This is a genomic window from Salinibacterium sp. SWN1162, assembly GCF_015864675.1.
In the GTDB taxonomy this organism is placed as follows: Bacteria; Actinomycetota; Actinomycetes; order Actinomycetales; family Microbacteriaceae; genus Rhodoglobus.
The window spans coordinates 1,861,082-1,882,584 of sequence record NZ_JADYWT010000001.1 but is presented as its reverse complement, the minus strand read 5'-3'; the positions used below and the strand labels follow the sequence as shown (position 1 = coordinate 1,882,584).

Annotated in this window: 23 protein-coding genes; 3 read left to right on the top strand and 20 right to left on the bottom strand. The window is 60.2% G+C overall.

What is annotated here, in order from left to right; genetic code table 11:
* Positions 1 to 82: 82 nt before the first annotated feature.
* Genes I6E58_RS08895 through I6E58_RS08880 form a run of 4 tightly spaced genes read right to left on the bottom strand, consistent with a single transcriptional unit; the run spans position 83 to position 4,274 of the window.
* On the bottom strand, positions 83 to 1,699 hold the full coding sequence (locus I6E58_RS08895) for a ubiquinol-cytochrome c reductase cytochrome b subunit (protein ID WP_197132380.1): 1,617 nt from the start codon (positions 1,697 to 1,699) through the stop codon (positions 83 to 85).
* Entirely contained in the window at positions 1,696 to 2,772 is a 1,077-nt protein-coding gene (locus tag I6E58_RS08890) for a ubiquinol-cytochrome c reductase iron-sulfur subunit (RefSeq protein ID WP_197132378.1), read from the bottom strand. The genes I6E58_RS08895 and I6E58_RS08890 overlap by 4 nt, the downstream gene beginning before the upstream one ends.
* A 39-nt stretch (positions 2,773 to 2,811) precedes the next feature.
* On the bottom strand, positions 2,812 to 3,621 hold the full coding sequence (locus I6E58_RS08885; protein WP_129071332.1) for a c-type cytochrome: 810 nt from the start codon (positions 3,619 to 3,621) through the stop codon (positions 2,812 to 2,814).
* A 17-nt stretch (positions 3,622 to 3,638) separates the two neighbouring features.
* Positions 3,639 to 4,274 carry a heme-copper oxidase subunit III gene (locus tag I6E58_RS08880; RefSeq protein ID WP_100389062.1) on the bottom strand — a complete coding sequence of 212 codons (636 nt, stop codon included), beginning with the start codon at positions 4,272 to 4,274 and terminating at the stop codon, positions 3,639 to 3,641.
* Positions 4,275 to 4,352: 78 nt separating this feature from the next.
* Between I6E58_RS08880 and trpD the strand changes: the two genes are divergently transcribed.
* Complete coding sequence (gene trpD, locus I6E58_RS08875) at positions 4,353 to 5,408, top strand: anthranilate phosphoribosyltransferase (RefSeq protein WP_197132376.1); 1,056 nt, start codon at positions 4,353 to 4,355, stop codon at positions 5,406 to 5,408.
* Between the two features lie 15 nt (positions 5,409 to 5,423).
* Here trpD and glpK read toward each other — a convergent pair whose 3' ends face one another.
* The 12 genes from glpK to I6E58_RS08815 form a co-directional block, all read right to left on the bottom strand.
* Positions 5,424 to 6,956 carry a glycerol kinase GlpK gene (gene glpK, locus I6E58_RS08870; protein WP_231595188.1) on the bottom strand — a complete coding sequence of 511 codons (1,533 nt, stop codon included), beginning with the start codon at positions 6,954 to 6,956 and terminating at the stop codon, positions 5,424 to 5,426.
* The gene (locus tag I6E58_RS08865) at positions 6,956 to 7,327 is read right to left on the bottom strand and encodes a YchJ family protein (protein ID WP_197132371.1); all 372 of its coding nucleotides are present in this window, start codon (positions 7,325 to 7,327) and stop codon (positions 6,956 to 6,958) included. The genes glpK and I6E58_RS08865 overlap by 1 nt, the downstream gene beginning before the upstream one ends.
* A gap of 130 nt (positions 7,328 to 7,457) precedes the next feature.
* Positions 7,458 to 7,904: a pyridoxamine 5'-phosphate oxidase family protein gene (locus I6E58_RS08860; RefSeq protein WP_197132368.1), complete on the bottom strand. Its 447-nt coding sequence runs from the start codon at positions 7,902 to 7,904 to the stop codon at positions 7,458 to 7,460.
* Positions 7,894 to 8,967, bottom strand: coding sequence for a 2,3-butanediol dehydrogenase (locus tag I6E58_RS08855; RefSeq protein ID WP_197132365.1), 1,074 nt, complete (start codon positions 8,965 to 8,967; stop codon positions 7,894 to 7,896). Before I6E58_RS08855 ends, I6E58_RS08860 begins: the two co-directional genes overlap by 11 nt.
* A gap of 65 nt (positions 8,968 to 9,032) precedes the next feature.
* Entirely contained in the window at positions 9,033 to 10,454 is a 1,422-nt protein-coding gene (locus I6E58_RS08850; protein ID WP_307842051.1) for an NAD(P)(+) transhydrogenase (Re/Si-specific) subunit beta, read from the bottom strand.
* Positions 10,451 to 10,774, bottom strand: a complete 324-nt coding sequence (locus I6E58_RS08845; protein ID WP_231595187.1) for an NAD(P) transhydrogenase subunit alpha — start codon at positions 10,772 to 10,774, stop codon at positions 10,451 to 10,453. The genes I6E58_RS08850 and I6E58_RS08845 overlap by 4 nt, the downstream gene beginning before the upstream one ends.
* A complete protein-coding gene (locus I6E58_RS08840) occupies positions 10,774 to 11,970 on the bottom strand; it encodes an NAD(P)(+) transhydrogenase (Re/Si-specific) subunit alpha (RefSeq protein ID WP_197132362.1) in 1,197 nt (398 codons plus the stop codon). Before I6E58_RS08840 ends, I6E58_RS08845 begins: the two co-directional genes overlap by 1 nt.
* Positions 11,971 to 12,077: 107 nt before the next feature.
* Positions 12,078 to 12,818, bottom strand: coding sequence for a GAF and ANTAR domain-containing protein (locus I6E58_RS08835; protein WP_197132359.1), 741 nt, complete (start codon positions 12,816 to 12,818; stop codon positions 12,078 to 12,080).
* A 29-nt stretch (positions 12,819 to 12,847) separates the two neighbouring features.
* The gene (locus tag I6E58_RS08830; protein WP_231595186.1) at positions 12,848 to 13,531 is read right to left on the bottom strand and encodes a GAF and ANTAR domain-containing protein; all 684 of its coding nucleotides are present in this window, start codon (positions 13,529 to 13,531) and stop codon (positions 12,848 to 12,850) included.
* Between the two features lie 113 nt (positions 13,532 to 13,644).
* Complete coding sequence (locus I6E58_RS08825) at positions 13,645 to 14,259, bottom strand: DUF305 domain-containing protein (RefSeq protein ID WP_307842050.1); 615 nt, start codon at positions 14,257 to 14,259, stop codon at positions 13,645 to 13,647.
* A gap of 17 nt (positions 14,260 to 14,276) precedes the next feature.
* Positions 14,277 to 15,203 carry a YHYH protein gene (locus tag I6E58_RS08820; RefSeq protein WP_197132350.1) on the bottom strand — a complete coding sequence of 309 codons (927 nt, stop codon included), beginning with the start codon at positions 15,201 to 15,203 and terminating at the stop codon, positions 14,277 to 14,279.
* 53 nt (positions 15,204 to 15,256) lie between these two features.
* Positions 15,257 to 15,640, bottom strand: coding sequence for a DUF805 domain-containing protein (locus I6E58_RS08815; RefSeq protein WP_197132347.1), 384 nt, complete (start codon positions 15,638 to 15,640; stop codon positions 15,257 to 15,259).
* A 237-nt stretch (positions 15,641 to 15,877) separates the two neighbouring features.
* On the opposite strand from I6E58_RS08815, the gene I6E58_RS08810 reads away from it, so the two are divergent.
* Complete coding sequence (locus tag I6E58_RS08810) at positions 15,878 to 16,282, top strand: VOC family protein (protein ID WP_197132344.1); 405 nt, start codon at positions 15,878 to 15,880, stop codon at positions 16,280 to 16,282.
* A 53-nt stretch (positions 16,283 to 16,335) separates the two neighbouring features.
* Here I6E58_RS08810 and I6E58_RS08805 read toward each other — a convergent pair whose 3' ends face one another.
* From I6E58_RS08805 to I6E58_RS08790, 4 genes are all read right to left on the bottom strand, one after another.
* Positions 16,336 to 18,726 carry an excinuclease ABC subunit UvrA gene (locus I6E58_RS08805; RefSeq protein ID WP_197132341.1) on the bottom strand — a complete coding sequence of 797 codons (2,391 nt, stop codon included), beginning with the start codon at positions 18,724 to 18,726 and terminating at the stop codon, positions 16,336 to 16,338.
* Between the two features lie 114 nt (positions 18,727 to 18,840).
* The gene (locus I6E58_RS08800) at positions 18,841 to 19,137 is read right to left on the bottom strand and encodes a transcriptional regulator (RefSeq protein WP_197132338.1); all 297 of its coding nucleotides are present in this window, start codon (positions 19,135 to 19,137) and stop codon (positions 18,841 to 18,843) included.
* Positions 19,134 to 20,096, bottom strand: coding sequence for a hypothetical protein (locus I6E58_RS08795; RefSeq protein WP_197132335.1), 963 nt, complete (start codon positions 20,094 to 20,096; stop codon positions 19,134 to 19,136). Before I6E58_RS08795 ends, I6E58_RS08800 begins: the two co-directional genes overlap by 4 nt.
* 55 nt (positions 20,097 to 20,151) lie before the next feature.
* Positions 20,152 to 20,433, bottom strand: a complete 282-nt coding sequence (locus tag I6E58_RS08790; protein ID WP_129071349.1) for a hypothetical protein — start codon at positions 20,431 to 20,433, stop codon at positions 20,152 to 20,154.
* A gap of 115 nt (positions 20,434 to 20,548) precedes the next feature.
* Here I6E58_RS08790 and I6E58_RS08785 point away from each other — a divergent pair, with 115 nt between their 5' ends.
* Positions 20,549 to 21,424, top strand: a complete 876-nt coding sequence (locus I6E58_RS08785; protein WP_197132333.1) for a LysR family transcriptional regulator — start codon at positions 20,549 to 20,551, stop codon at positions 21,422 to 21,424.
* Positions 21,425 to 21,503 lie beyond the last annotated feature (79 nt).

Sequence of the window (21,503 nt, the reverse complement as noted above, 5' to 3'; positions counted from 1 at the left end):
CAGCAGCACCGTTGTTAAAACAGTGTGGGCCTCACCGAAATAAATTCGGTGAGGCCCACACTGTTTAGAACGGGGAGCAACCTTAGTGGTGCTCGTCCTTTGACTGCTCGATCTCCTGTTGCGACACAGGAGCGATGCGGTCTTCGAAGAACCAACGCGAAGCCGAAGCACGCAGACGTTGTCCGAAGCCGATCCGTCCCTGGTCATCCGGGCGGATCATCAACGGCTTGTAGTCCGTGTAGCTGACAAGCTTCCACCGCTCGTACTCGGAGAGCTGCTCATGAACCTCGATGTACTCGCCGTGCGGCAAGCGTACGATTCGGCCCGACTCGTACCCGTGGAGGGCAATCTCGCGGTCCTTCTTCTGTAGGCCGAGGCAGACACGCTTCGTGATGAAGTACGCGATGATCGGTCCGAAGATGAGCAGAGCCTGGCAGGAGTGAATAACTCCCTCGATCGACAGCTTGAAATGCGTTGCCAAGAGGTCGGAGCTCGCGGCGGCCCAAAGGACTGCGTAGAACGTGACACCGGCAGCACCGACAGCGGTACGGGTCGGAGCGTTGCGCGGGCGGTCAGCGATGTGGTGTTCGCGCTTGTCTCCGGTGATCCACGCCTCAATGAAGGGGTAGAAGGCAACGATCGCAATGAACAGCCCCAGAATCACCAGCGGAGCGATGATGTTGAAGGACCACGTGAAGCCGAACCACTCGGTTTCCCACCCTGGTGGAACGAGTCGGAGGGCGCCGTCGGCGAATCCGATGTACCAGTCAGGTTGAGTACCCGCAGAAACCGGCGAGGGGTCGTACGGTCCGTAGACCCAGACTGGGTTGATCGAGAACGTCGATGCGATCAGCGTAATGACACCGAAGACGATGAAGAAGAATCCACCGGCCTTGGCTGCGAAGCCAGGCATAACGGGGGAGCCCACAACATTGTCGTTGGTGCGACCGGGGCCAGCGAACTGCGTGTGCTTGTTGATCACGAGCAGCAGCATGTGGATACCGATAGCAGCGATGATAATCGCTGGCAGCAACATGATGTGCAGGATGTAAAGACGGCTCACGATGTCAACGCCGGGGAATTCTCCACCGAACAACAGGTAGGAGATCCAGGTTCCGATGACCGGGATTCCCTTGACCATTCCGTCGATGATGCGCAGACCGTTACCGGAGAGCAGGTCATCGGGGAGCGAGTAGCCGGTGAAGCCTTCAGCCATCGCGAGGATGAAGAGCACGAAGCCGATGAACCAGTTGATCTCACGCGGCTTGCGGAATGCTCCCGTGAAGTACACGCGGAGCATGTGCAGGCCGATGGAAGCCACGAACAGCAGCGCTGCCCAGTGGTGAACCTGGCGCATGAGGAGTCCACCGCGGATGTCGAAGGAAATATCGAGTGTGGAGGCCATAGCCGCCGACATCTCGATTCCCTTGAGCGGTGCGTAAGAACCCTCGTAGTGGACTTCGACCATCGATGCTTCGAAGAAGAACGTCAAGAACGTTCCTGAGAGCAGGATGACGATGAAGCTGTAAAGAGCTACCTCACCGAGCATGAAGGACCAGTGGTCGGGGAAGATCTTGCGACCTACCTCTTTGACGAGCCCTGAGATGCTGGTGCGCTCGTCAATGTAGTTCGCTGCAGCTCCGGTGAAACGCTGTCCGCGTGTCTTGGGCTGTGCGTCCTGGGTGGGGGTGGTTGTCATAGCTTGCGCTCCCAGAAGCTTGGACCGATGGGTTCTTCGAAGTCGCTCTGTGCGATGAGGTAACCCTCAGAGTCGACGGTGATCGGCAATTGCGGAAGTGGACGCTTTGCAGGGCCAAAGATAACGGCTGCTTCGCGGGTGATGTCGAACTGCGACTGGTGGCACGGGCACAGCAAGTGGTGTGTCTGCTGTTCGTAGAGCGCAACCGGGCATCCGACGTGGGTGCAAATTTTGGAGTAAGCGACGATTCCGTCGTAGTTCCAGTCTTCGCGTCCTTCAGAAACCTGCAGGTCTTCGGGCTTCAAACGAACGAGGAGAACAGCGGCTTTCGCCTTCTCCTCGATGCGGTGCTCGGAGTCGTTGAGCCCTTCGGGAATGACTTGGAAGGCAGAACCGATCGTGAGGTCAGATGCCTTGATCGGCGTTCCGCTCGGGTCGCGCGTCAGGCGCATACCCTTTTCCCAGAAGGTGTGCTTGAGCAGCCCCACCGGGTTCTCGGCGGGAGCCAAGTCACGGAACAGCACAATGGCGGGAAGGGGCGTAACGACGAGGGCACCGATGAGAGTGTTCCGCAGCAGCGTACGACGCCCAAAGCCGGAGTCCTTGTTGCCCAGCGTGAACACTTCAATAGCCTTGGCTCGAGTTTCTTCGCTGCCGCGTGTTCCGTGGCGCTGTTCGACAAGGTCGTGACCCTGCATGAGCGCCTTGGACCAGTGAACGGCACCAATACCGATTCCCAAAAGGCCAAGCGTGATTCCCAGACCAAGGAACAAGGTGTTGTTACGCACCGACTGCATGTTGCCCGGCTCAATCGGAAACGCGAAGTAGGCGACTACTGCGAGAACGCTTCCGACGATCGACAGGACGAAGAGCGTCGAAACGCGACGCTCTTGCTGCTTGTCGACTTTGGGGTCGAGGTCCGTGACGCGGGGGCGATGAGGAAGGAACCCCGGGTTGGGTACCTCGTCACTTGCGACGACGGCGGTGCCTGCACTGTGTGCAGGAGCGCCGTGCTGCTCGACGTCCTTACCCGCAGCCGTGCTGCCGGCGGTGTCGCCGTGGTCGTCTGCCATTCTTATCCCTTCAACCGTCCGCTGTGAAGCGGTCGCTAACTAGTTTGACTTAGCCGTGAGCCAGACCGTGATTGCCACGATCGCGCCAAGGCCGAAGATCCAGATGAACAGACCCTCAGAAACGGGGCCGAGTGATCCAAGCGTGAATCCACCCACGGAAGGAGTCTCATCGAGGTACTTGAGGTACGTGATGACGTCGGCCTTCTCTTCGGGAGTGAGGTTGGTGTCGTTGAAGACCGGCATGTTCTGCGGGCCGGTAAGCATGGCCTCGTAGACGTGCTTCGAAGTGACTCCGGAGAGGTGCGGTGCGTACTTGCCCTCGGTCAACGCTCCACCAGCACCAGCAACGTTGTGGCACATGGCGCAGTTGACGCGGAAGAGCTCGGCACCGTTGGAAACATCTGCGTCACCCGTGAGGTACACGTCAGCAGGGATTGCAGGACCCGGGCCCTTGGAAGCAACGAAAACCGCGAGGGCCTGAACCTGCTCTTCAGTGAACTGAACGGGCTTGACTTCAGCCTGCGGGCCGGTGATTGCCATCGGCATGCGACCGGTACCAACTTGGAAGTCAGTTGCTGCCGCACCCACGCCGACGAGCGTGGGGCCCTGAGTCGTTCCTTGGAGGTTCAGACCGTGACACGTTGCACAGTTTGCGGCGAAGAGCTTTCCGCCGTCTTCGACGAGAGCTTCAGCGGATGCGCTGGTCTCTGCTGTCGCACTCGAGGTGAACAGCGCATACGCGCCGCCCGTACCCAAGAGCCCGACGAGCAGGAGGGCTACAGTCGCAAGGGGATGGCGTCGCCCAGCAGATTGAGATCCGCCTGACGCGCGAGCTGCCTTTAAGGCCATTACGTCTATTCCGTTTCTTATTTGAGCACGTAGATGATGAGGAAGAGGCCGATCCACACTACGTCGACAAAGTGCCAGTAGTAGGAAACGACGATTGCAGTCGTTGCCTCTTTGTGTCCGAACTTTTTGACGGCGAATCCGCGGCCGAGCACGAGAAGGAAGGCGATGAGGCCACCCGCGACGTGGAGTCCGTGGAACCCGGTGGTGATGTAGAAGGCCGAGCCGTAGGAATCGCTCGAGAGGCTGACGTGCTCGGAGACGAGTGTTGCGTACTCCCAGACCTGGCCGGTGACGAAGACGGCGCCCATGGCGTACGTCATGAAGAACCACTCGGTCATGCCCCACTTGCGCATGTCGAATAGCGAGCCGGTGCGGCTCACTTGCATGCGCTCAGCGGCGAAGACGCCGAACTGGCAGGTCACCGACGAGAGCACGAGGATGATCGTGATGGTCGTCGCGAATGGCACATTGAGCTTTTCGGTCTGTTCCGCCCACAATCCGGGGGACGTCGACTTCAACGTGAAGTAAATAGCGAAGAGGCCGGCAAAGAACATCACCTCGCTACCAAGCCAAACGATGGTACCGACCGCAACAGTGTTCGGTCGCTGGACAGACTGGGCTCCAAGAGAGCGGTTGAGGGCAGCTGTGGTCACGTATCTATTATGGCTGATAACTCGGCGTAAGTTTTTCAATCTCCGGCCTGTCGGCTCAGGATCGGTAGGATTTCATTCATGTCTGCATCCCCAACTTGGCCAGAAATCCTTTCAACGCTTGTTTCCGGCAAGGATTTGTCGATCAGCCAAGCTTCTTGGGCGATGAATTCTGTGATGGTCGGTGAAGCAACATCCGCTCAGTTGGCTGCCATGTTAATTGCGCTTCGGATCAAGGGCGAGACCGTTGACGAGATCGTGGGATTCCGTGACGCAGCCTTAGCTAGCGCTCTACCGTTGCCTGTCGATCCGATGGCACTGGACATCGTTGGGACCGGTGGCGACCCCTACGGTGCGGTGCTGAACATCTCGTCAGTAGCGTCGGTTATCGCCGCGGCGGGGGACGTGCCCGTGATTAAGCACGGCAACCGCGGCGCCAGCAGCAAGAGCGGGGCGTCCGACGTTCTCAGTGCTCTAGGCCTCAAACTTGACCTCACTCCGGAACGCGTTGCCGAAGTGTTGGATGAAGTGGGTATTACTTTTGTTTATGCTGCGCTCTTCCATCCCGGCTTCGCCCACGCCGGTCCGACCCGCCGTGAAATGGGCATTCCTACTCTCTTCAACATCCTCGGACCGCTGTGCAACCCGGCGCGTCCGCAGGCTTCAGCCGTCGGCGTAGGAAGCCGCGAACGCGTGAGCCTGCTGGTAGGAGTGTTCCAAACGCGCGGCGCTACAGCTTTGGTTTATCGCGGCGACGATGGAATCGACAAGCTGACAACTACTGGCCACAGCCATGTCTGGGAAGTATCGCGTGGGTCGGTGACCGAACACGACCTCGACCCGCTTGAGTTAGGCATTCCCCGCGCGCCGATCGAAGCGCTTTTAGGTAAGGACCCGGAGTACAACGCGCAAGTGATCCGGTCAATTTTGGCAGGGGAGAGGTCGCCCGCGCGCGACGTCGTCCTACTCAACGCTGCTGCGGGCCTGGCGTCATTTGAACTCGCGAAGGATGCCGACGAAAGCCGGCGACCTCTCGTGCAGCGACTGCGCGAACAGCTTGAGCGCGCCGAAGACCTCGTCGACTCCGGGCGCGCGAGCGCCAAACTCGACGAATGGGTCGCCGCCACTAATCGCTAGACGGGCGAGAGCTGCCTAGTCGGTGTCTTCGTTGACCCAGTCCAACGTTTTGGTGATGGCCTTTTTCCAGTTACGGATGAGGCGCTCACGTTCGGCAGCATCCATCTGAGGCTCCCAGCGTTCGCCTTCATTCCAGCGATCGCGCAGTTCGTCGAGCCCGCTCCAGTAGTCGACGGCAAGCCCGGCAGCATAGGCAGCACCGAGTGCGGTGGTCTCCGCAACTTCCGGGCGAACGACGGGCATGTTAAGGATGTCCGCCTGAAACTGCATGAGCGTGGAGTTGGCGACCATGCCGCCATCCACCCGCAGTTCTGTCATCGCGACATCGGCATCCGCATTGGCGGCTTCGATCACGTCGCTGGTTTGGAATGCGGTGGCTTCGAGCGCGGCGCGAGCAATGTGACCCTTATTGGCGAAACGAGTGAGTCCGAGGATGGCTCCGCGAGCATCCGGTCGCCAATGGGGTGCGAAAAGGCCTGAGAACGCGGGAACGAAGTAGACGCCACCGTTGTCGTCGACCGAAGCGGCGAGAGTCTCGACCTCCTCAGAACGAGAAATAATGCCGAGGTTGTCGCGCAGCCATTGGATGAGCGAGCCCGTGACGGCGATCGATCCTTCAATCGCGTAGCGGGGCGCATCGTCGCCGAGTTGATAGGCGAGGGTCGTGATGAGTCCGTTGACGGAGTGCACGATGTCGGTGCCCGTGTTAGTGAGAAGGAAGTTTCCGGTGCCATAGGTGTTCTTCGATTCGCCGGCGTCGAAGGCAGCTTGGCCGAAGGTAGCCGCCTGCTGGTCACCCAAGATGCCCGCGACGGGAACTTCGCGGAGCAGACTCGAGCTCGACACGGTGCCGTACACCTCAGACGAACTGCGGATGTCGGGCAGGAGCGAGGCGGGAATGCCCAGTTCGGCGAGAATATCTTCGCTCCACGTGCGCGACTCGAGATCCATCAGCAGCGTGCGACTCGCGTTGGTAACGTCGGTGGCATGCACTCCACCGTCGGGGCCGCCGGTGAGATTCCACAGAATCCAGGTGTCGGGGGTTCCGAAGGCGAGCTCGCCCGCCTCGGCCCGCTCGCGCACTCCGTCGACGTTGTCGAGCATCCACACGATCTTGGAAGCTGAGAAATATGTCGCTAGGGGGAGCCCGGTGATCTTCTTGAACTTGTCGGTGTCGCCATCGGCGATGCGATCGATGATGGCCTGAGTGCGGGTGTCTTGCCAGACGATGGCGTTGTAAACGGGCTTGCCGGTGGCGCGGTCCCAGATGATGGCCGTTTCGCGCTGGTTGGTGATGCCGACCGCGGCGATGCTGTGCCGGGTGATGTTTGCCTTGGAGAGCGCTTGACCGATGACCTCGCGCGTGTTGTTCCAGATTTGGGTGGCGTTGTGCTCGACCCAACCCGCCCTGGGGAAAATCTGATCGTGCTCCAGCTGGCCCGAGGTGACCGGCTTGCCATCGTGATCGAAAATGATCGCACGGGTACTCGTGGTGCCCTGATCAATCGAGAGTATGTAGTTCACCGGTTCTCCTTGGTTCTCACTCATTAGACAGCGTCAACGTAAAGCCAGGCGCCATTTTCGCGCACAAAGTTGCTGTTCTCGTGCTGCTGGTCGGCTCCACCATCGTGCCGATAGTGCGCGCGAAACTCGACTGTGCCGGTGGTATCGAACATGCTGCCGCCGGTGCGCGCGACGATCTCGAGGCGAAACCAGCGCACATCCGCATCGAGTTCGAGCGTTGCCGGGCGAGTAGACGGATGCCACGTCTTCAGCAGGTACTCGGTTTCACCGAGAGTGTAGGCGCTGTAGCGGGACCGCATCAGCCGTTCAGCGGTGGGAGCGAGTGCCTCGCCGTGGTGAAAGCGGCTGCAGCAATCGTCGTAGGTTTCCAACGACTGACAGGGGCATGCTTTCATCCCCCCAGCGTAACCAGTTGTGGAGTGCCGTGCGTTTAGTCGTTCTCGTCGGCCTCACCGTCGCCGGACGTGGGAGTGGTGAGCTCACAAGTGCCGTTGTGGTCCACGCAGAAGAGCATTTCTGTTGCCATTAGCTGTGTCCTATCGGTAGGCGGCGCTCAAAGAGGCGGCCGCGGATGGATTCTGGTTCGATCAGGATGTAGACGAAGGACTCGATCGGCACCCAATCGGGCAGCGTCTTGAGAGCTTGAGCCGTTACCTGCGAGGCGTCATCGAGTACTGTCGCCAGCCCTCGAACTACAACGCTCCACACGTCATCCGGAGTCTTCACGTCAACTTCGAACGCGACATGCATGTTCTCAGTAAGTTCGTGAAGTTTTGAGCCCGATGCGGTGCGAAACAGGATTGTTTTCTTGTCGCAGTAATAGTTGACCGGGAAGATGTCTGGGCGGCCCTCATTGCTGAGAGCGAGATGACCAAAGTTCTTGCTGGCAAGCAGATCCAGGCTTGCCTGATCGGACAACTCGATGACGGGCCCCTGCGGGGACCAGCCGGCTTCACTCATGTCATGAGACATTGCTGACCTCCGGGCGAACGATGATTTTGACGGCAGTTTCTTTGTGATCTATCAGCGTCATGAAACCCTCGTCGATGAGTTTGTCGAGGTGGATCCGACCCGTGATGAACGGCTCCAGATTAACCTTGCCGTCTTGAACGAGCTTGATGGTTGCAGGGTGATCGTGCGCGTAGGCGATGGTTCCGCGCAGATCGATCTCCTTGAGCACCAGTTTTTGCATATCCAGCTGTGCCGGGTGACCCCAGATCGAGACGTTAACAATCACTCCAGTCGGCTTCACCGCATCGAAGAGCTGATCGAGCACCGCATTGATGCTCGAGCACTCGAATGCGACGTCGGCGCCCACGCCGTTGGTCAATTCCATGACCTTGGCTACGGCATCCTCAACGCTGGGGTCAATCACGTGATCGGCGACCCCTGTAGAGAGCGCCATTTCGCGCCGCGCCGTGCCTGGCTCAGACATAATGACGGTGATTCCTTCGGCAGAGAGCACAGCAGCGAGGAGAAGACCGATAGGGCCTCCGCCACCGATGAAAGCGACATCTCCGGCTTTCGCGCCACTGCGTACGAAAGCGTGATGGCCGACAGCAAGGGGTTCGATGAGCGCGGCCTGATCGAGGGGGATGTCACCGATGGGGTGGACCCAGCGACGTTCAACGACGATCTTTTCGCTCAAACCACCGCCCCCGCCAGCCAGCCCAATGAAGCCCATTTTGGTGCAGAGGTTGTAGTTGCCAGCGCGACAGGGGGCGCACTCGCCGCACACAAAGTACGGCTCCACGACAACGTTCTCGCCGACGGTGAGATCGGTGACTCCTTCGCCAAGTGCAGTGATTGTTCCTGAGAATTCGTGACCCATAGTCACGGGTACTTCTTCGTGAGTCAGCGGGTGCGGATGCCCCGCTGCGGGGATGAAGATCGGGCCTTCGAGATATTCGTGAAGGTCTGTGCCACAGATGCCGCACCACGCGACATCAATAGCGACTGCGCCGGGGCGAAGCTCTGGTTTCGGAATGTCATCGATGCGGATGTCTTTGCGACCGTGGAAACGTGCTGCCTTCATGGTTTTCTTCTTTCTGTACGGAGAGCGAATGGAGACAAAACGAAGCCGGGCGGCTCCTGCTCGGTTTAGGCCGAGACATATTCTTTGACAGCGACGGTGATGTCCTTGAGCGCCTTCTTGGCGTCCGCAAAGAGCATCCCCGTCTTGGGATCGGTGAACAGCGGGTTCGTGATGCCCGCGTAGCCAGGCCGCATCGACCTCTTGATGACGACAACGGCTTTGGCATGGTCGGCGTCGAGAATGGGCATCCCGGACACGGCATTGCCTGGCTTTCGAGCATCCGGGTTGCAGACGTCGTTGGCGCCGATTACGAGAGCAACATCGCAGTTGTCGAACGCTGCATTTGCCTCGTCGAGCTGGAGCATTTGTTCGTAGGGCACGTTGGCTTCGGCCAGGAGCACATTCATGTGGCCTGGCATACGGCCGGCAACCGGGTGAATCGCGTACTTGACGTCGATGTTATGCGCCATGAGCAGGGCAGCAAGCTCCGCGACTTCGTGTTGGGCTTGGGCTGCGGCGAGTCCGTAGCCAGGCACGATCAGCACGTGTTGCGCATAGGCGAGTTGAATGGCGACATCATCGGAGGTGAGGCTCCGCACATTGGTGAGATCCTCAGCCGCAGGTCCTGCCGTCGCCGTAGTCTCGCCGGTGCCGAAGCCTCCGACGATGATCGAAAGCACGGAGCGATTCATCGCTTGTGCCATTTGCAGCGTCAGGATGGTGCCCGCTGCGCCGACCAAGGCACCCGCGATGATGAGCGCCTGATTGTCGATCGCAAAGCCAGCCATGGCCACGGCGAGGCCGGTCAGCGCGTTGAGGAGCGACACGACGACGGGAGCATCGGCGCCACCAATCGCCAGCACCATAAGAATGCCGAGGATGAGTGCGGTCACGAGCACCACCAAGAGCAACAGCGTGTTGTGGGGAAGCATCACTGCCGCAACACTCGCACCGAGCGCGATCGCTGCAACCAGCGCATTGAGCAGACGCGAACCGGGGAACGTGACGGGATTGCCCGGGATGATGCCCTGGAGCTTTCCGGCCGCGATCAGCGAACCGGAGAAGGTAATTGAGCCGATGAGGACATCGAGCACGACGGGGATGGAGACCGTCAATTCAAGGGGATCGGCACTCGTCGCGAGAATGAACGCGGCGAAGGCAATTGCGGCAGCCGCGCTGCCTCCGACGGCGTTGAACACGCTTACGAGTTGAGGGACATCGGTCATCTTTACGGTGCGAGCACGATAAACCCCGAACACTGCACCGACGAGCACGCCTGCGGTGAGGGCAACCCACGCAATCCATTCGCCGCCATCGACAACGAGGGCAAGCACAATCGTCGCGAGGACCGCAATAACCATGCCGACAGCAGAGAGGCGGTTACCGTTTCGGGCAGTCGCGGGTGCCCGCATCATGTGGAGCCCCACGACGAAGAGCGATGCCGACAGTAAATAGAGAATTCCGACGAGGAACTGGAAACCGGTCACGATGCGTCCTCCGTTGTGGTGGTGTCGACTGTTTTAGGAGGTGTGGGCCGCGTGAACATTTTCAGAATCCGGTCAGTGACGACATAGCCTCCGAATACGTTCGCGGCAGCAAAGGCACCCGCAATGAAGGTCAGGATGTAGCCGGTAGGGGAGTCAGCAAGTGATGCCGTGACAACGGCACCAGCGATTACGACCCCGTGGATGGCGTTAGAGCCCGACATCATCGGGGTGTGCAGCGTCGAGGGAATCTTGCCGATCACTTCGACGCCCACGAGAAGCGCGAGAACGAAGATCGCGAGGTTGCTGTACAAGGTTTCCATCAGTTGGCCTGAGCTTTCACAGTTTCGGTGGAGTCGAGGGAATCAAGGTTGAGGGCTGTGCGTACCGCCACATTCGTCACATCTCCCGAATGACAAACGACGATGGCTTTGTGCACGTCGTCAGCCGGATCGATCGCGATGGTGCCCGCGGGGGCGAGTGCTTCGACGACAGCGGTGATGTTGCGGCCATACATTAGCGAGGACGAGGCAGGAAGATCGGCGGCGAGGTTGCCACCGCCGACCACGACGACGCCGTTCGCCGTCGTGAAAGTCTCCCCATCGATTGAGCCGAAGACATTTCCACCCTTGTCGCTCGCACCGAGGTCGACGCAGACGGTACCGGGCTTCAACTCGGCGAGAGTGTCTTGCGAGACCAGCAGCGGGGGAGTGCGGCCCGGCACTTTTGCGGTCGTGATGATGATGTCGAAGGCGACGAGAGCATCCGCAAGTTCTTTCTGTTGGATCGCTTGCTCTTCGGCGGTCATTGTGCGGGCGTAGCCGCCTTCACCAGCGCCGGCCGCAACGGACGACGTGAGGAACTTGGCGCCGAGCGATTCAACTTCGGTGTGGGAGGCTGCGCGAACGTCGTAGCCGGTGACCACGGCACCGAGGCGTTTGGTCGTGGCAATGGCCTGGAGCCCAGCAACACCGGTACCAATCACGATCGCCTTCGCAGGAGTCGCGGTTCCGGATGCTGTAATCATCATGGGCAAGTAGCGACCGAATTTTTCGGCGGCCACGATGCCCGCTCGATATCCTGCCGCGCTCGACTGAGAGCTGAGCGCATCCATCGACTGGGCACGACTCAGAGTCCGGGGAAGCAATTCGAGCGCCACGAGCGTGAGCCCTTGAGCCGCCAACGTAGAGACTCGGTCGAGGTTATTGAGAGGGTCAAGAAGCCCAATGACAGCGCTGCCCGACGAAAGAGCGTTAGTGACGTCTGACGCGGGGAGGGATAGGGCGGCGAGTGCATCGCACGACGCGATGATCTCAGATCGCGCGGCGAGAGTGGCCCCGGCGGAGAGGTAGCTCTCATCGGTAAAGCTCGCGTCTGAACCGCACCCGGCTTCAATAAGCACCGAGAACCCTGCCTGAATGAGCTGCTTGGTGGCGCTCGGGTCGAGAGCGACGCGGTGCTCACGCGAGGTTTTTTCGGAGAGAACCCCGATGGTCAGGCTTGTATCTGAGTTGGCCATTGCCATCCTTGGTCGAAACGGAACAAATTCCGCTGCCAAGGTCTGGAGCAACTAGTTAAAGCGTACACCCGGGTTCGCCGCCCGAATCTGAATAGATGCTGAGAGGGTTAGCCTCTGGTCGCCGCGGCGACAATGTGTTGCACCGTGATCTCGCGTCGGCTCACCATCTCTGACGCCGCCCGTAGCGTGAGATTGCAGTCCCGGGAGTATTTGCGGAGGAGAACGAACGCGTCATCCATGCTGAGCGATAGCCCATTCGCGATTACTCCCTTGGCCTGCTCAATGGCAATTCGACTGTTCAAAGCGTTCTGCAACTGCTCTTCGACGACCTGCGCTTGGTGAAGGGCTCGCTCGTGAGTGATTCCGATTGTCGCAACGTCGGCGAGGGCCTGAGCCACAGCCGCATCGCGTGAACTGACCGCTTCACTCGCCGCACGAAAGAGGTTCATCGTGCCCATAACCCTGCCGTGAACTTTCATTGGGATCGACAACAGCGAATTGAACCCCTGATCAACGGCAGTAGCACAAAATTCGGGCCACGCCACTGACGTAGAAATATCGTTGATGGCGACCGCTTCTCCTGTGCGAAAACACTCGATGCATGGGCCTGCTGCGTCAGCGAGCTGCATACTCTCCAGCATCATCGCCGCTTCGCTTGTCGACGTCATGAGTTGGAGATCATCAGCATCATCGACCAGCACTAGGCCGCCGGCATCCATGCGCACAATCTCTGCGCACCGTTCCACAAAGGTGTGGAGAACATCCACCATGTCGTGTTCGGCGGTAAGCGTTTCTGCAACGGTAACGAACGCTGCACTGATCTGGGCCTCGCGGGTTGTGCCATCCATCTGATCCTTCTTTCCTGCGGGGGAGGTGGTTATTCGGTGACGGGATCGAACTCAAGCACGCGCGTAACTATGTCACGTGCTACATCATCGACGGGGCGCCCAGTAGAGAATGCATGGGCTTGCAGCCGGGCAAAGGCATCCGGAGCGGAGAGACCTAACTGCGAAATAATGATGCCCGTGGCCTGATGGACTTCGCGCCGAAGGGCTGGTGCTTGTTCAGTCTCTGGCGAACTGTGTCGTTGAGCAGCGTGAAGTGCCCATTCAACGGCCGTGAGCGCGACATTATTCGCCATGCTTTGAGCATTCGAAACGAAATCGGCGTCGGCCGCGTGAGGCGTGGTTGTGCTCAAGTTGACTGCTCCGACGACGGCGTTGCCGAGCACGAGCGGAAAACTGAAAACTCCGCGGACACCGAGCTCGCGCGCGGCATTCTGGAAAACGGGCCATCCTGTCTCAGAGTCCTGATCGAGATCAGGCCACAACACGGGGGAGCGGCTAGAAAGTGCTTGCCGCGCTGGTCCCTCACCAAGCTCAAATTGAAGAGCATCCAATCGTGCAGCAAGGCGGCCATTGACGCAGACGGTCAATTGGTTTCCGTATTCATCGATGACTGAAATTGCCACGCCGGTGACGTTGAGCGTCGTTGCGAAAGGCGAGCAGAGGCAATCGTCAGCTGGCGCCGGTGTTGCTGAAACTTCTGGATTCGAAAGCATAATGGCCTTCAACGAGTTGGTCACTCAATCAAGAACTCAGGCAGGGTGTGGACGAGTTCGGAAAGTGCTTACCTTCAGGGTGACAGTTTATCACCGCGAAAGTGTACGCCCGGCTAAAGATAGGTGGTTGAGAGTAGCTGATCGATGATGCCGATTTCATAGGTTTGGATGACATTCATGCGTTCAGCAGTTGCTCGCACAGTGCTCACGGCGGCGTGTTCGTTCGCATAAGCGGCCATGTGGACGCCGCCGACGTGGTGGGCGCGCATGAGGTTCAGAAACAGTCGGCCCTGCGCCATCCCTGTGGTGGTGGAAAGGGAGGTCATTTGCTCGTCGGTCGCGAGCCCGGTCATATCGGCGGCCGGCATTTCCATCCCCATCCATGCCATCACTGTCTCGGGAGGCGCAGTGCTCTCGCCCCACACGGTAAGCCAGGTGTGCATCACTCCTCGCTCGAACGATTGATTTTGCAGGATGTCGGCGGCCAGCGCTTGAACAGAGTCGCCATTGTCGCGTCCGATCACGCGCTGGCACATGGCGAGGGCCTGCTCATGGTGCAACGCCATGTCTTTAAAGAAGCCGATATCAGTGTCGCTGGGCGTGTCTTCGGCGGCGCTTGCGTCCTCGGTAGCGGTAGAGGTCGCGCAGGCGGCGAGTGCTGAGCCGGCTGCGGCGAGTATCCCGAACGCGAGAAAGCTGCGGCGGGCGGGATTCACCGCACCTGCCACACGCTCTGTCGCCGGGATCATGCCGGGCCACCACCGGGAGCGGCGGCGTTGTTACCGCTCAGAGCGTCATCCGCAACATCACCGTGGTAGCAACCGAGGAAGTACGGGAACGTAGGGGTGGCGTAGTAACGGTACTGTCCGTCGCTGTCGACACGTCCGTTGCATTCGTCGAGGTCGCCAGAGCCTTCGACATAGCTGTGGGCGGCCCAGGTGTCGGTGGCGAATTGTGATTCGTCGGTGAGTTCCCAACTGCTCGTGAGCTGAGTCGTTTTACTGCACTCGTCATCCGAGCACACGACTCCAGACATGATGGGGTAGCCGTCAGCGGCCCAGCCCACGACGAGTGATTCACCGGTTTCTGCCTCGTCAGCGTCATAGAGACAATCGACACCATCCGCGTAGCCAAACCAATGGATGTGGAAGTCGGTTGGACCGCTGTGGCTGCCGCAGACCGAAAGGGCACCCTCGAGGGACTGCACATCTCCGCCGGTGCCTTCTGTAGGCCCGTAGATCGGTACTCCGTTGACCGCAACGCCGAGGGCACCAAGATAGGGCACAGCGCTTGGCTCGTCTGCTTCGGTAGGGGTGACCGGGATGGTCATGGTCAATTCGGAAACTTTGGGCGATCCTGGTGTGGTCGCGATGTAGAGATAGTCGGGGATGCTGTTGCTGCTGATCGTGAGGGTGTCACCATCGCAGACTGCCGCGAGTTCGGGATCCGCGAGGTCAGCGTTCGCGCTTTCGACGTCGCGCAGCGTCGCTGCCATCGCGTCACAGTCACCGTTCGACGCGGCAAAAGTTGCCGTGGTCGCGGTCGTGGCGCTCTCGGTTGCCTCGACCGTAGGCGTACTGGTTTCAGCGTCAGTGCTCTCGGCGGCCGTACAGCCGGCGAGAGCAAGGAGCAGCACGCTCGTCGCGGCCACCGTGGAAAATCGTCGTCTCATGGTTTCTCCTCATCGTGAGGAGAATCATGGTGGCGATGGTTCCTATGAAAAGCTTATGGAGCAGCTGGAGATTGCGGGCGAATGGTCTCTTGCTGCCACGCGATGCCCGGCTGGGACAGTAAGACAATAAGAACCACGAGACCGGCAACAGGCACGAGGATCCAGAAGATATTGCCCCAGTGGCGGCCGGTATCGCGGAGTCGGCGCACCGTGACAGCAAGCTGCGGCAGGAGGAGTGCGAGAGACCAGGCGCTGCTCAAGCCCATCGAGAATCCAACATTGGCCATTTCGGTTCCGGCAAAAGGATCGAGCGAACCGGCGATTGCCGTTGTGATGAACGAAAACAGAGCGAACCACCAGTATTCGGGACGACTGGCGACGCCACCGAACTCCGCGTACTTGCGAAAGACGGTGGTGATGGATTCGAAGAATGTCATGGATGCTCCAGCGTGATGGTGGTTAGCGGCAAGCTTACGGCGTAGGTTCGGCGGCGTACTAGAGATACTGATGGGAGACCCGGCGGGGTGCCTCTTCCTGAGCAGTTGATGAAGACAGCAGCGGTAGGTGGGCCGGAGGCGTAGCCTTGCACTCGAACGGCTTACTGGCGTTCGTTGAAGTCGCCAGAGGGGTTCGCCAAACGGCCGTCCCCTGCCGACGTTCGGCGAGGAGCTATCGTGCGTCTCTCATCCGCAGTCACTTTTGTTTCGGATCTCGATCGATCTGTTGCGTTCTATTGCGAGCTGCTGCAGGTGACGTGCTCTCTCCGCAGCGAATCGGCGGCGCTGCTGGTTGGACCCGACAATTATGAGTTGTACTTGCGAGGTAAGCACGCCCAACCGAGCCGGGTACTCGGATCGGTCGGCATTCAGTATCTGATCTGGAGTGCCGACAGCATGGATGAACTTCAGCGCTGTGAAGACGTCTTGCGGCGAGAATCCACCCACGTGCGCCGTGAGCGGCTGGACGACTACGACGTCGTTGAGGGGCGTGACCCCGACCATCTCGCGATCATGGTGGTGTTCCCGGGGCCCGATGAATCGGTGCGGCACAGCATCATCCCGAGGATCTACAGCTGGTAGCGCGGCACGCAAAAATGCGGTGTGCTGCGAGCGCGGCGAGCGTTGCGGGCTGGCTAGTCCTCCTGCGCTACGTAGGCCGCGAGGTGCTGTGCCGTGAGCGTTGACTTCGCGGCGACAAGGTCGGCAGGAGTGCCCTCGAAAACGATCGAACCGCCGTCGTTTCCGGCACCGGGGCCGAGGTCGACGATCCAGTCCGCGTGCGCCATGACCGCTTGGTGGTGCTCAACGACGATCACAGACTTTCCCGAATCGACGAGCCGGTCGAGCAGACCGAGCAGCCGCTCGACATCGGCCAGGTGCAGACCGGTGGTTGGTTCATCCAAAACGTAAACGTCACCCTTATCGGCCATTTGGGTGGCGAGCTTGAGGCGTTGGCGTTCGCCGCCCGAGAGCGTGGGGAGCGGCTGGCCTAGCCGCAGGTAGCCGAGCCCAACATCGACGAGTCGGTCGAGAATGGCGTGGGCGGCGGGAGTGCGAGCCTCGCCTTCGCCGAAGAACGCTTCGGCCTCGGCAACGGACATTCCGAGAACTTCACTGATGTCGTGCCCGCCGAGCTTGTACTCGAGCACGGAGGCCATAAAGCGCTTGCCCTCGCACACCTCACACGGAGTGGAGACGGTCGCCATGACGCCGAGGTCGGTGTAAATCACGCCGGCGCCGTTGCAGTTGGGACAGGCGCCTTCGGAGTTGGCGCTGAACAGCGCAGGTTTCACCCCGTTGGCCTTCGCGAACGCCTTGCGAATGGGCTCGAGTAGCCCGGTGTAGGTAGCGGGGTTGCTGCGGCGTGATCCCTTGATGGCGGCTTGATCGACAGAGACGACTCCGTCGCGGGGTATTACTGATCCGTGGATGAGCGAGCTTTTGCCCGACCCCGCAACCCCCGTCACGACGACGAGGGTGCCGAGCGGGATGTCGATATCGACATTCTTGAGATTGTGGGTGTCGGCGCCACGAATCTTCATGACACCCGTGGGGGAGCGCACCTCACTCTTAACCGAGACCCGGTCGTCGATGTGGTGGCCGGTGACGGTATCGCTCTGGCGCAACTCGGCGAAGCTGCCTTCGAAGCAAATCTGACCGCCCTCCGTGCCCGCGCCTGGTCCGAGGTCGACGATGTGGTCGGCAATCGAGATGGTTTCCGGCTTGTGTTCGACAACGAGCACGGTGTTGCCCTTGTCACGCAGGCGAAACAGGAGTTCGTTCATCCGCTGAATATCGTGCGGGTGGAGGCCAATGGTGGGCTCATCGAAGACGTAGGTGATGTCGGTGAGCGACGAACTGAGGTGGCGGATCATTTTGGTGCGTTGGGCTTCACCGCCCGAGAGCGTGCCGGCGGGCCGGTCGAGCGAGAGGTAACCGAGGCCGATCTCCACGAACGAGTCCAGTGTCTGTTGCAGTGCTTCGAGCAGCGGCGCAACGGAGGGTTCTTTGAGACCACGCACCCACTCGGCGAGGTCGCTGATTTGCATGGCACAGGCATCCGCAATATTGATGCCGGCGATCTTGGATGCTCGAGCGCCCTCGTTGAGCCGAGTGCCCCCGCAGTCGGCGCAGGCCGTGAATGTGACGGCCCGATCGACGAACGCCCGGATGTGCGGCTGCATCGCTTCGCGGTCTTTCGACAGCATCGACTTCTGAATCTTGGGGATCAAACCCTCGTAGGTCATGTTGATCGCCTGCATCTTGACCTTGACCGGCTCTTTGTAGAGAAAATCGTGCAACTCAATCTTGGTGTACTTCTTGATGGGCTTGTCGGGGTCGAGAAAGCCTGACTCGGTGAAGATGCGCACCATCCAACCATCAGCCGTGTAGTTCGGGATGGTGAGGGCGCCCTCGGCGAGCGATTTGCTGTCGTCGTAGAGCTGGGTGAGATCGATGTCGTTGACGGTGCCGCGACCTTCGCACGTGGGGCACATACCGCCGGTAATGCTGAACTCGCGACGCTCTTTGGTTGTGACGCCGCCCTTCTCGAAGGTGACTGCGCCGGCGCCGGAGATGGATGCCACGTTGAACGAGAATGCCTGCGGTGAGCCCACGTGGGGATCGCCGAGCCGGCTGAACACGATGCGCAGCATGGCATTGGCATCGGTCGCGGTACCGACAGTGGAGCGAGCGTTCGAGCCCATGCGTTCTTGGTCGACGATGATCGCCGTCGTGAGGCCCTCAAGTACATCGACGTCGGGGCGTGCGAGCGAGGGCATGAACCCCTGCAAAAACGCGCTGTAGGTCTCGTTGATCATGCGCTGCGACTCGGCTGCGATCGTGCCGAAGACAAGCGAACTCTTGCCAGAGCCCGAGACTCCTGTGAAGACCGTGAGCCTGCGTTTCGGGATGTCGACGCTCACATCGGCGAGATTGTTTTCGCGAGCGCCGCGCACCCGTATGAGGTCGTGGCTATCCGCCGCGTGGGCGCTGGGGGAGGCGGGGGTGCTCGTGCTGGCCATGGTGGGTGTCTCCCTGAGGGTGCGGATGTCGCGGCTCTGCGAAATCGCGGATGCTATCGACCATTATGGTGACATCGGGGCCCTCGAATGCGTTGACCTGTGGCAGTTGGTCGACTAATTGGGGGCCGTAATGGCGCGCAACGCCAGTAAATGCCGCTCGTACGATCGGTAGCCAGCTGCTGTCGACGTCACCCAGGTGCGGGGGCGATTACCGACCGTTCCTTTCAGCGCTTTTGCGTAGCCGGCATCCACTAGGTAGCTGATCGCTTTGCTGAGGGCGGAGTCTTCAACCTCCAGCAGCGTCTTGAGTGTGGCGAAGTCGATCTCATTGCTGCGCCCGAGCGCTGCCATGAGGGAGAGCCTCACGGGCGTGAGGAACGCGTCATCCAACTGATGGCGGGGATGCTTCATGACGCATCCGGCGCAGGCGCTGGCACTTCGGCTGGCTCTGTGGCGAGGGGCGTTGCGTCGACAGGTTCTTCAATCGCGGGTGCCGGCAGCGCGGCGGCCACGAGCATGATCGCGAATACTGCGATTCCTGACATCACAGAGACTGCGGGGGAGACGGAGACCGACAGCGGGTTGAGCGCGGCGAATAGGAAGAGCGTGCTGGTTGCCAGAGCGAATGCTGTCCACTGAATCCAGCCCCATTCGTAGCCGGCTCGCGGCAGAGTCCAGGGGGATTCGTTCAGAACGAAGGCGAGCATGATGCCCGCGAGTGCCGCGAGCATCACGAGCATCGAGACGATCACATTGGTGCCGGATGCGACGAGCAACCCAGCAACCGCCCCCATGATTGCCGTAGTAATCTGCACGGCCCTACTGAGGCGCGCGTACGCCGTCGGCGCGTGATTCTGAGGGGTAGGTGCGCGCACCAATTGAACTATCGCTGGGGCAACAAGCGGAATGAGCACGGTCAGGGCGACCAGCACGATGAGCCAACTGGGGTAGAGAACGTCGAACACCGACAGGCCAGAGAGAACGAACATGCCGAGAAGCGCCACACCCAGGGGAATCCAGATGAGGCGCGGCAGCGCTGTGCGGATGCCGAACCGTTCGCGAGCGCCGGTGGCCAAGGCGCTGAAGGCCAGTATGGGCACGATGAGGAGGGACGTCTGCGAAAAATTACCGGGGTTATTCTCGCCTGCCGTGCCGGCATCCGCGGAGAACGCGAACAGAAAGACCGCTATGTAGATCGGAGTCATCAGCCCGGCCCAAAGCTGGAACCACGCGAAGCCGCGTGAGGGGCCCCGCTGCTGAACGGAATCCCGCACGTCGGCGTGCTGCTCAAGCAGTTGAGAAGCGTCTTTGATGGTCGGGGCTAGGCTGGTGTTGGGGATACTGGGGGAGTCGTGAGATTCACTTTCCATGTGGAAAGCGTAACAGAAATGAGTTTTGCACGAATACGTCGCCCGGTCGTGGGGGCTACACCTCGTCGTAAATGCGCACCTCGGGAGCTGCGTCGAGTAACGGACTTAGTTCGCGCACGACATCATTCGTGAACAGCTCGCTCGCGAGGTAAGCGTTGGCGTTTTCGGCAGTGTCGAAGACGTGCAGTACTTGCACGTCTTCGGAGCGGATGAGGAGCTGCTTCGATGTTGCCCCCGCCGCACCGTCGAGAAATTCTTGCTTGTACTTGGCATACACGGCTGCGGCGGCCGCGCGATTCTCGTCAGAGACAACGAGAGTGATCTGTAACTGCGCCATAATAATTCCTTTGATCAGGCGGCTCCCGATGAGGGCTCCGAGCTCGTAGAACCTATGATTGCAAGCAAGCGGGTTCGCGTGAACCCGCAACTTGATCATGGGGGCTATAAAGAAAATGTATGGCGAATCGATCACCGTTGTGCAGCTCGCTTATGTTCGGGCCGCCGCTCACTTCGGTTCCTTCTCGCAGGCGGCACTCTCTCTCGGCGTTACCCAGCCCGCACTGTCGGTGGGGATTGCTACCCTCGAGCGCACGATTGGAACGCAGCTCTTCGATCGCTCACCCAGTGGGGTGGCGGTCACCACGCTGGGACGCACGATTCTGCCTCACGTTCTCCACATGCTCGGCTCAGTGGAAAGCATCGCGCACGAGATTGCGAGTGCTCGCGATAGCGCTCCACCGCTCCGCGTTGGCGTGTCTCCACTCCTCGCGTCGTCGCTCATTGGTCGAGCGCTCGAGGCAGCCAGTCGCGAACAGCTGGGCGCTCTCGTCCTTCACGAAGACAATATGATTCCACTTCGAGAAGCCCTTGCGCAACGAGAATTGGACGTCTTGTTCATTCCCTCGGTCGCACCTGCCGGGCAATTCGCAAACCGCGTTCTCGAGAGCGAACCCCTGCACTATCTGCCGTCGGGCGCCGCTCGGGGCAATGGCGAGGCGATTGAGTTCTCGACGCTCGCCGCTCAGGCGCTCGTCTTGGTCGGTGACGCCTGTGGGCTCACCACATTCACCGAGGCACTATTCACAGAGTCGAACCGCCCCTTGTCGCGTTACGCCGGGGAGGCTGACAGCTACCGCACGCTGCAGAAGTGGGGCGAGCTTGGGCTGGGAGGGGTTTTGCTTCCGCGATCGCAGTTCTCTCCGGATGCGCGATCCCAGCCGGTGCTCCGGGAGGGAACCCCGTTGCTCATCAGTTACGAAGCAGTCTGGAATCCGCATTCTTCGCGCAACTCCACTGTTGTGTCGTTGCTCGACGCGATGAGAGACTAACGCGGCTGCGTCAGACGCACGCTCGAGCACCGCGTCGTTAGCTCGCGTTCACCCGGGGTTTACGCAGTTCCTCAAGACT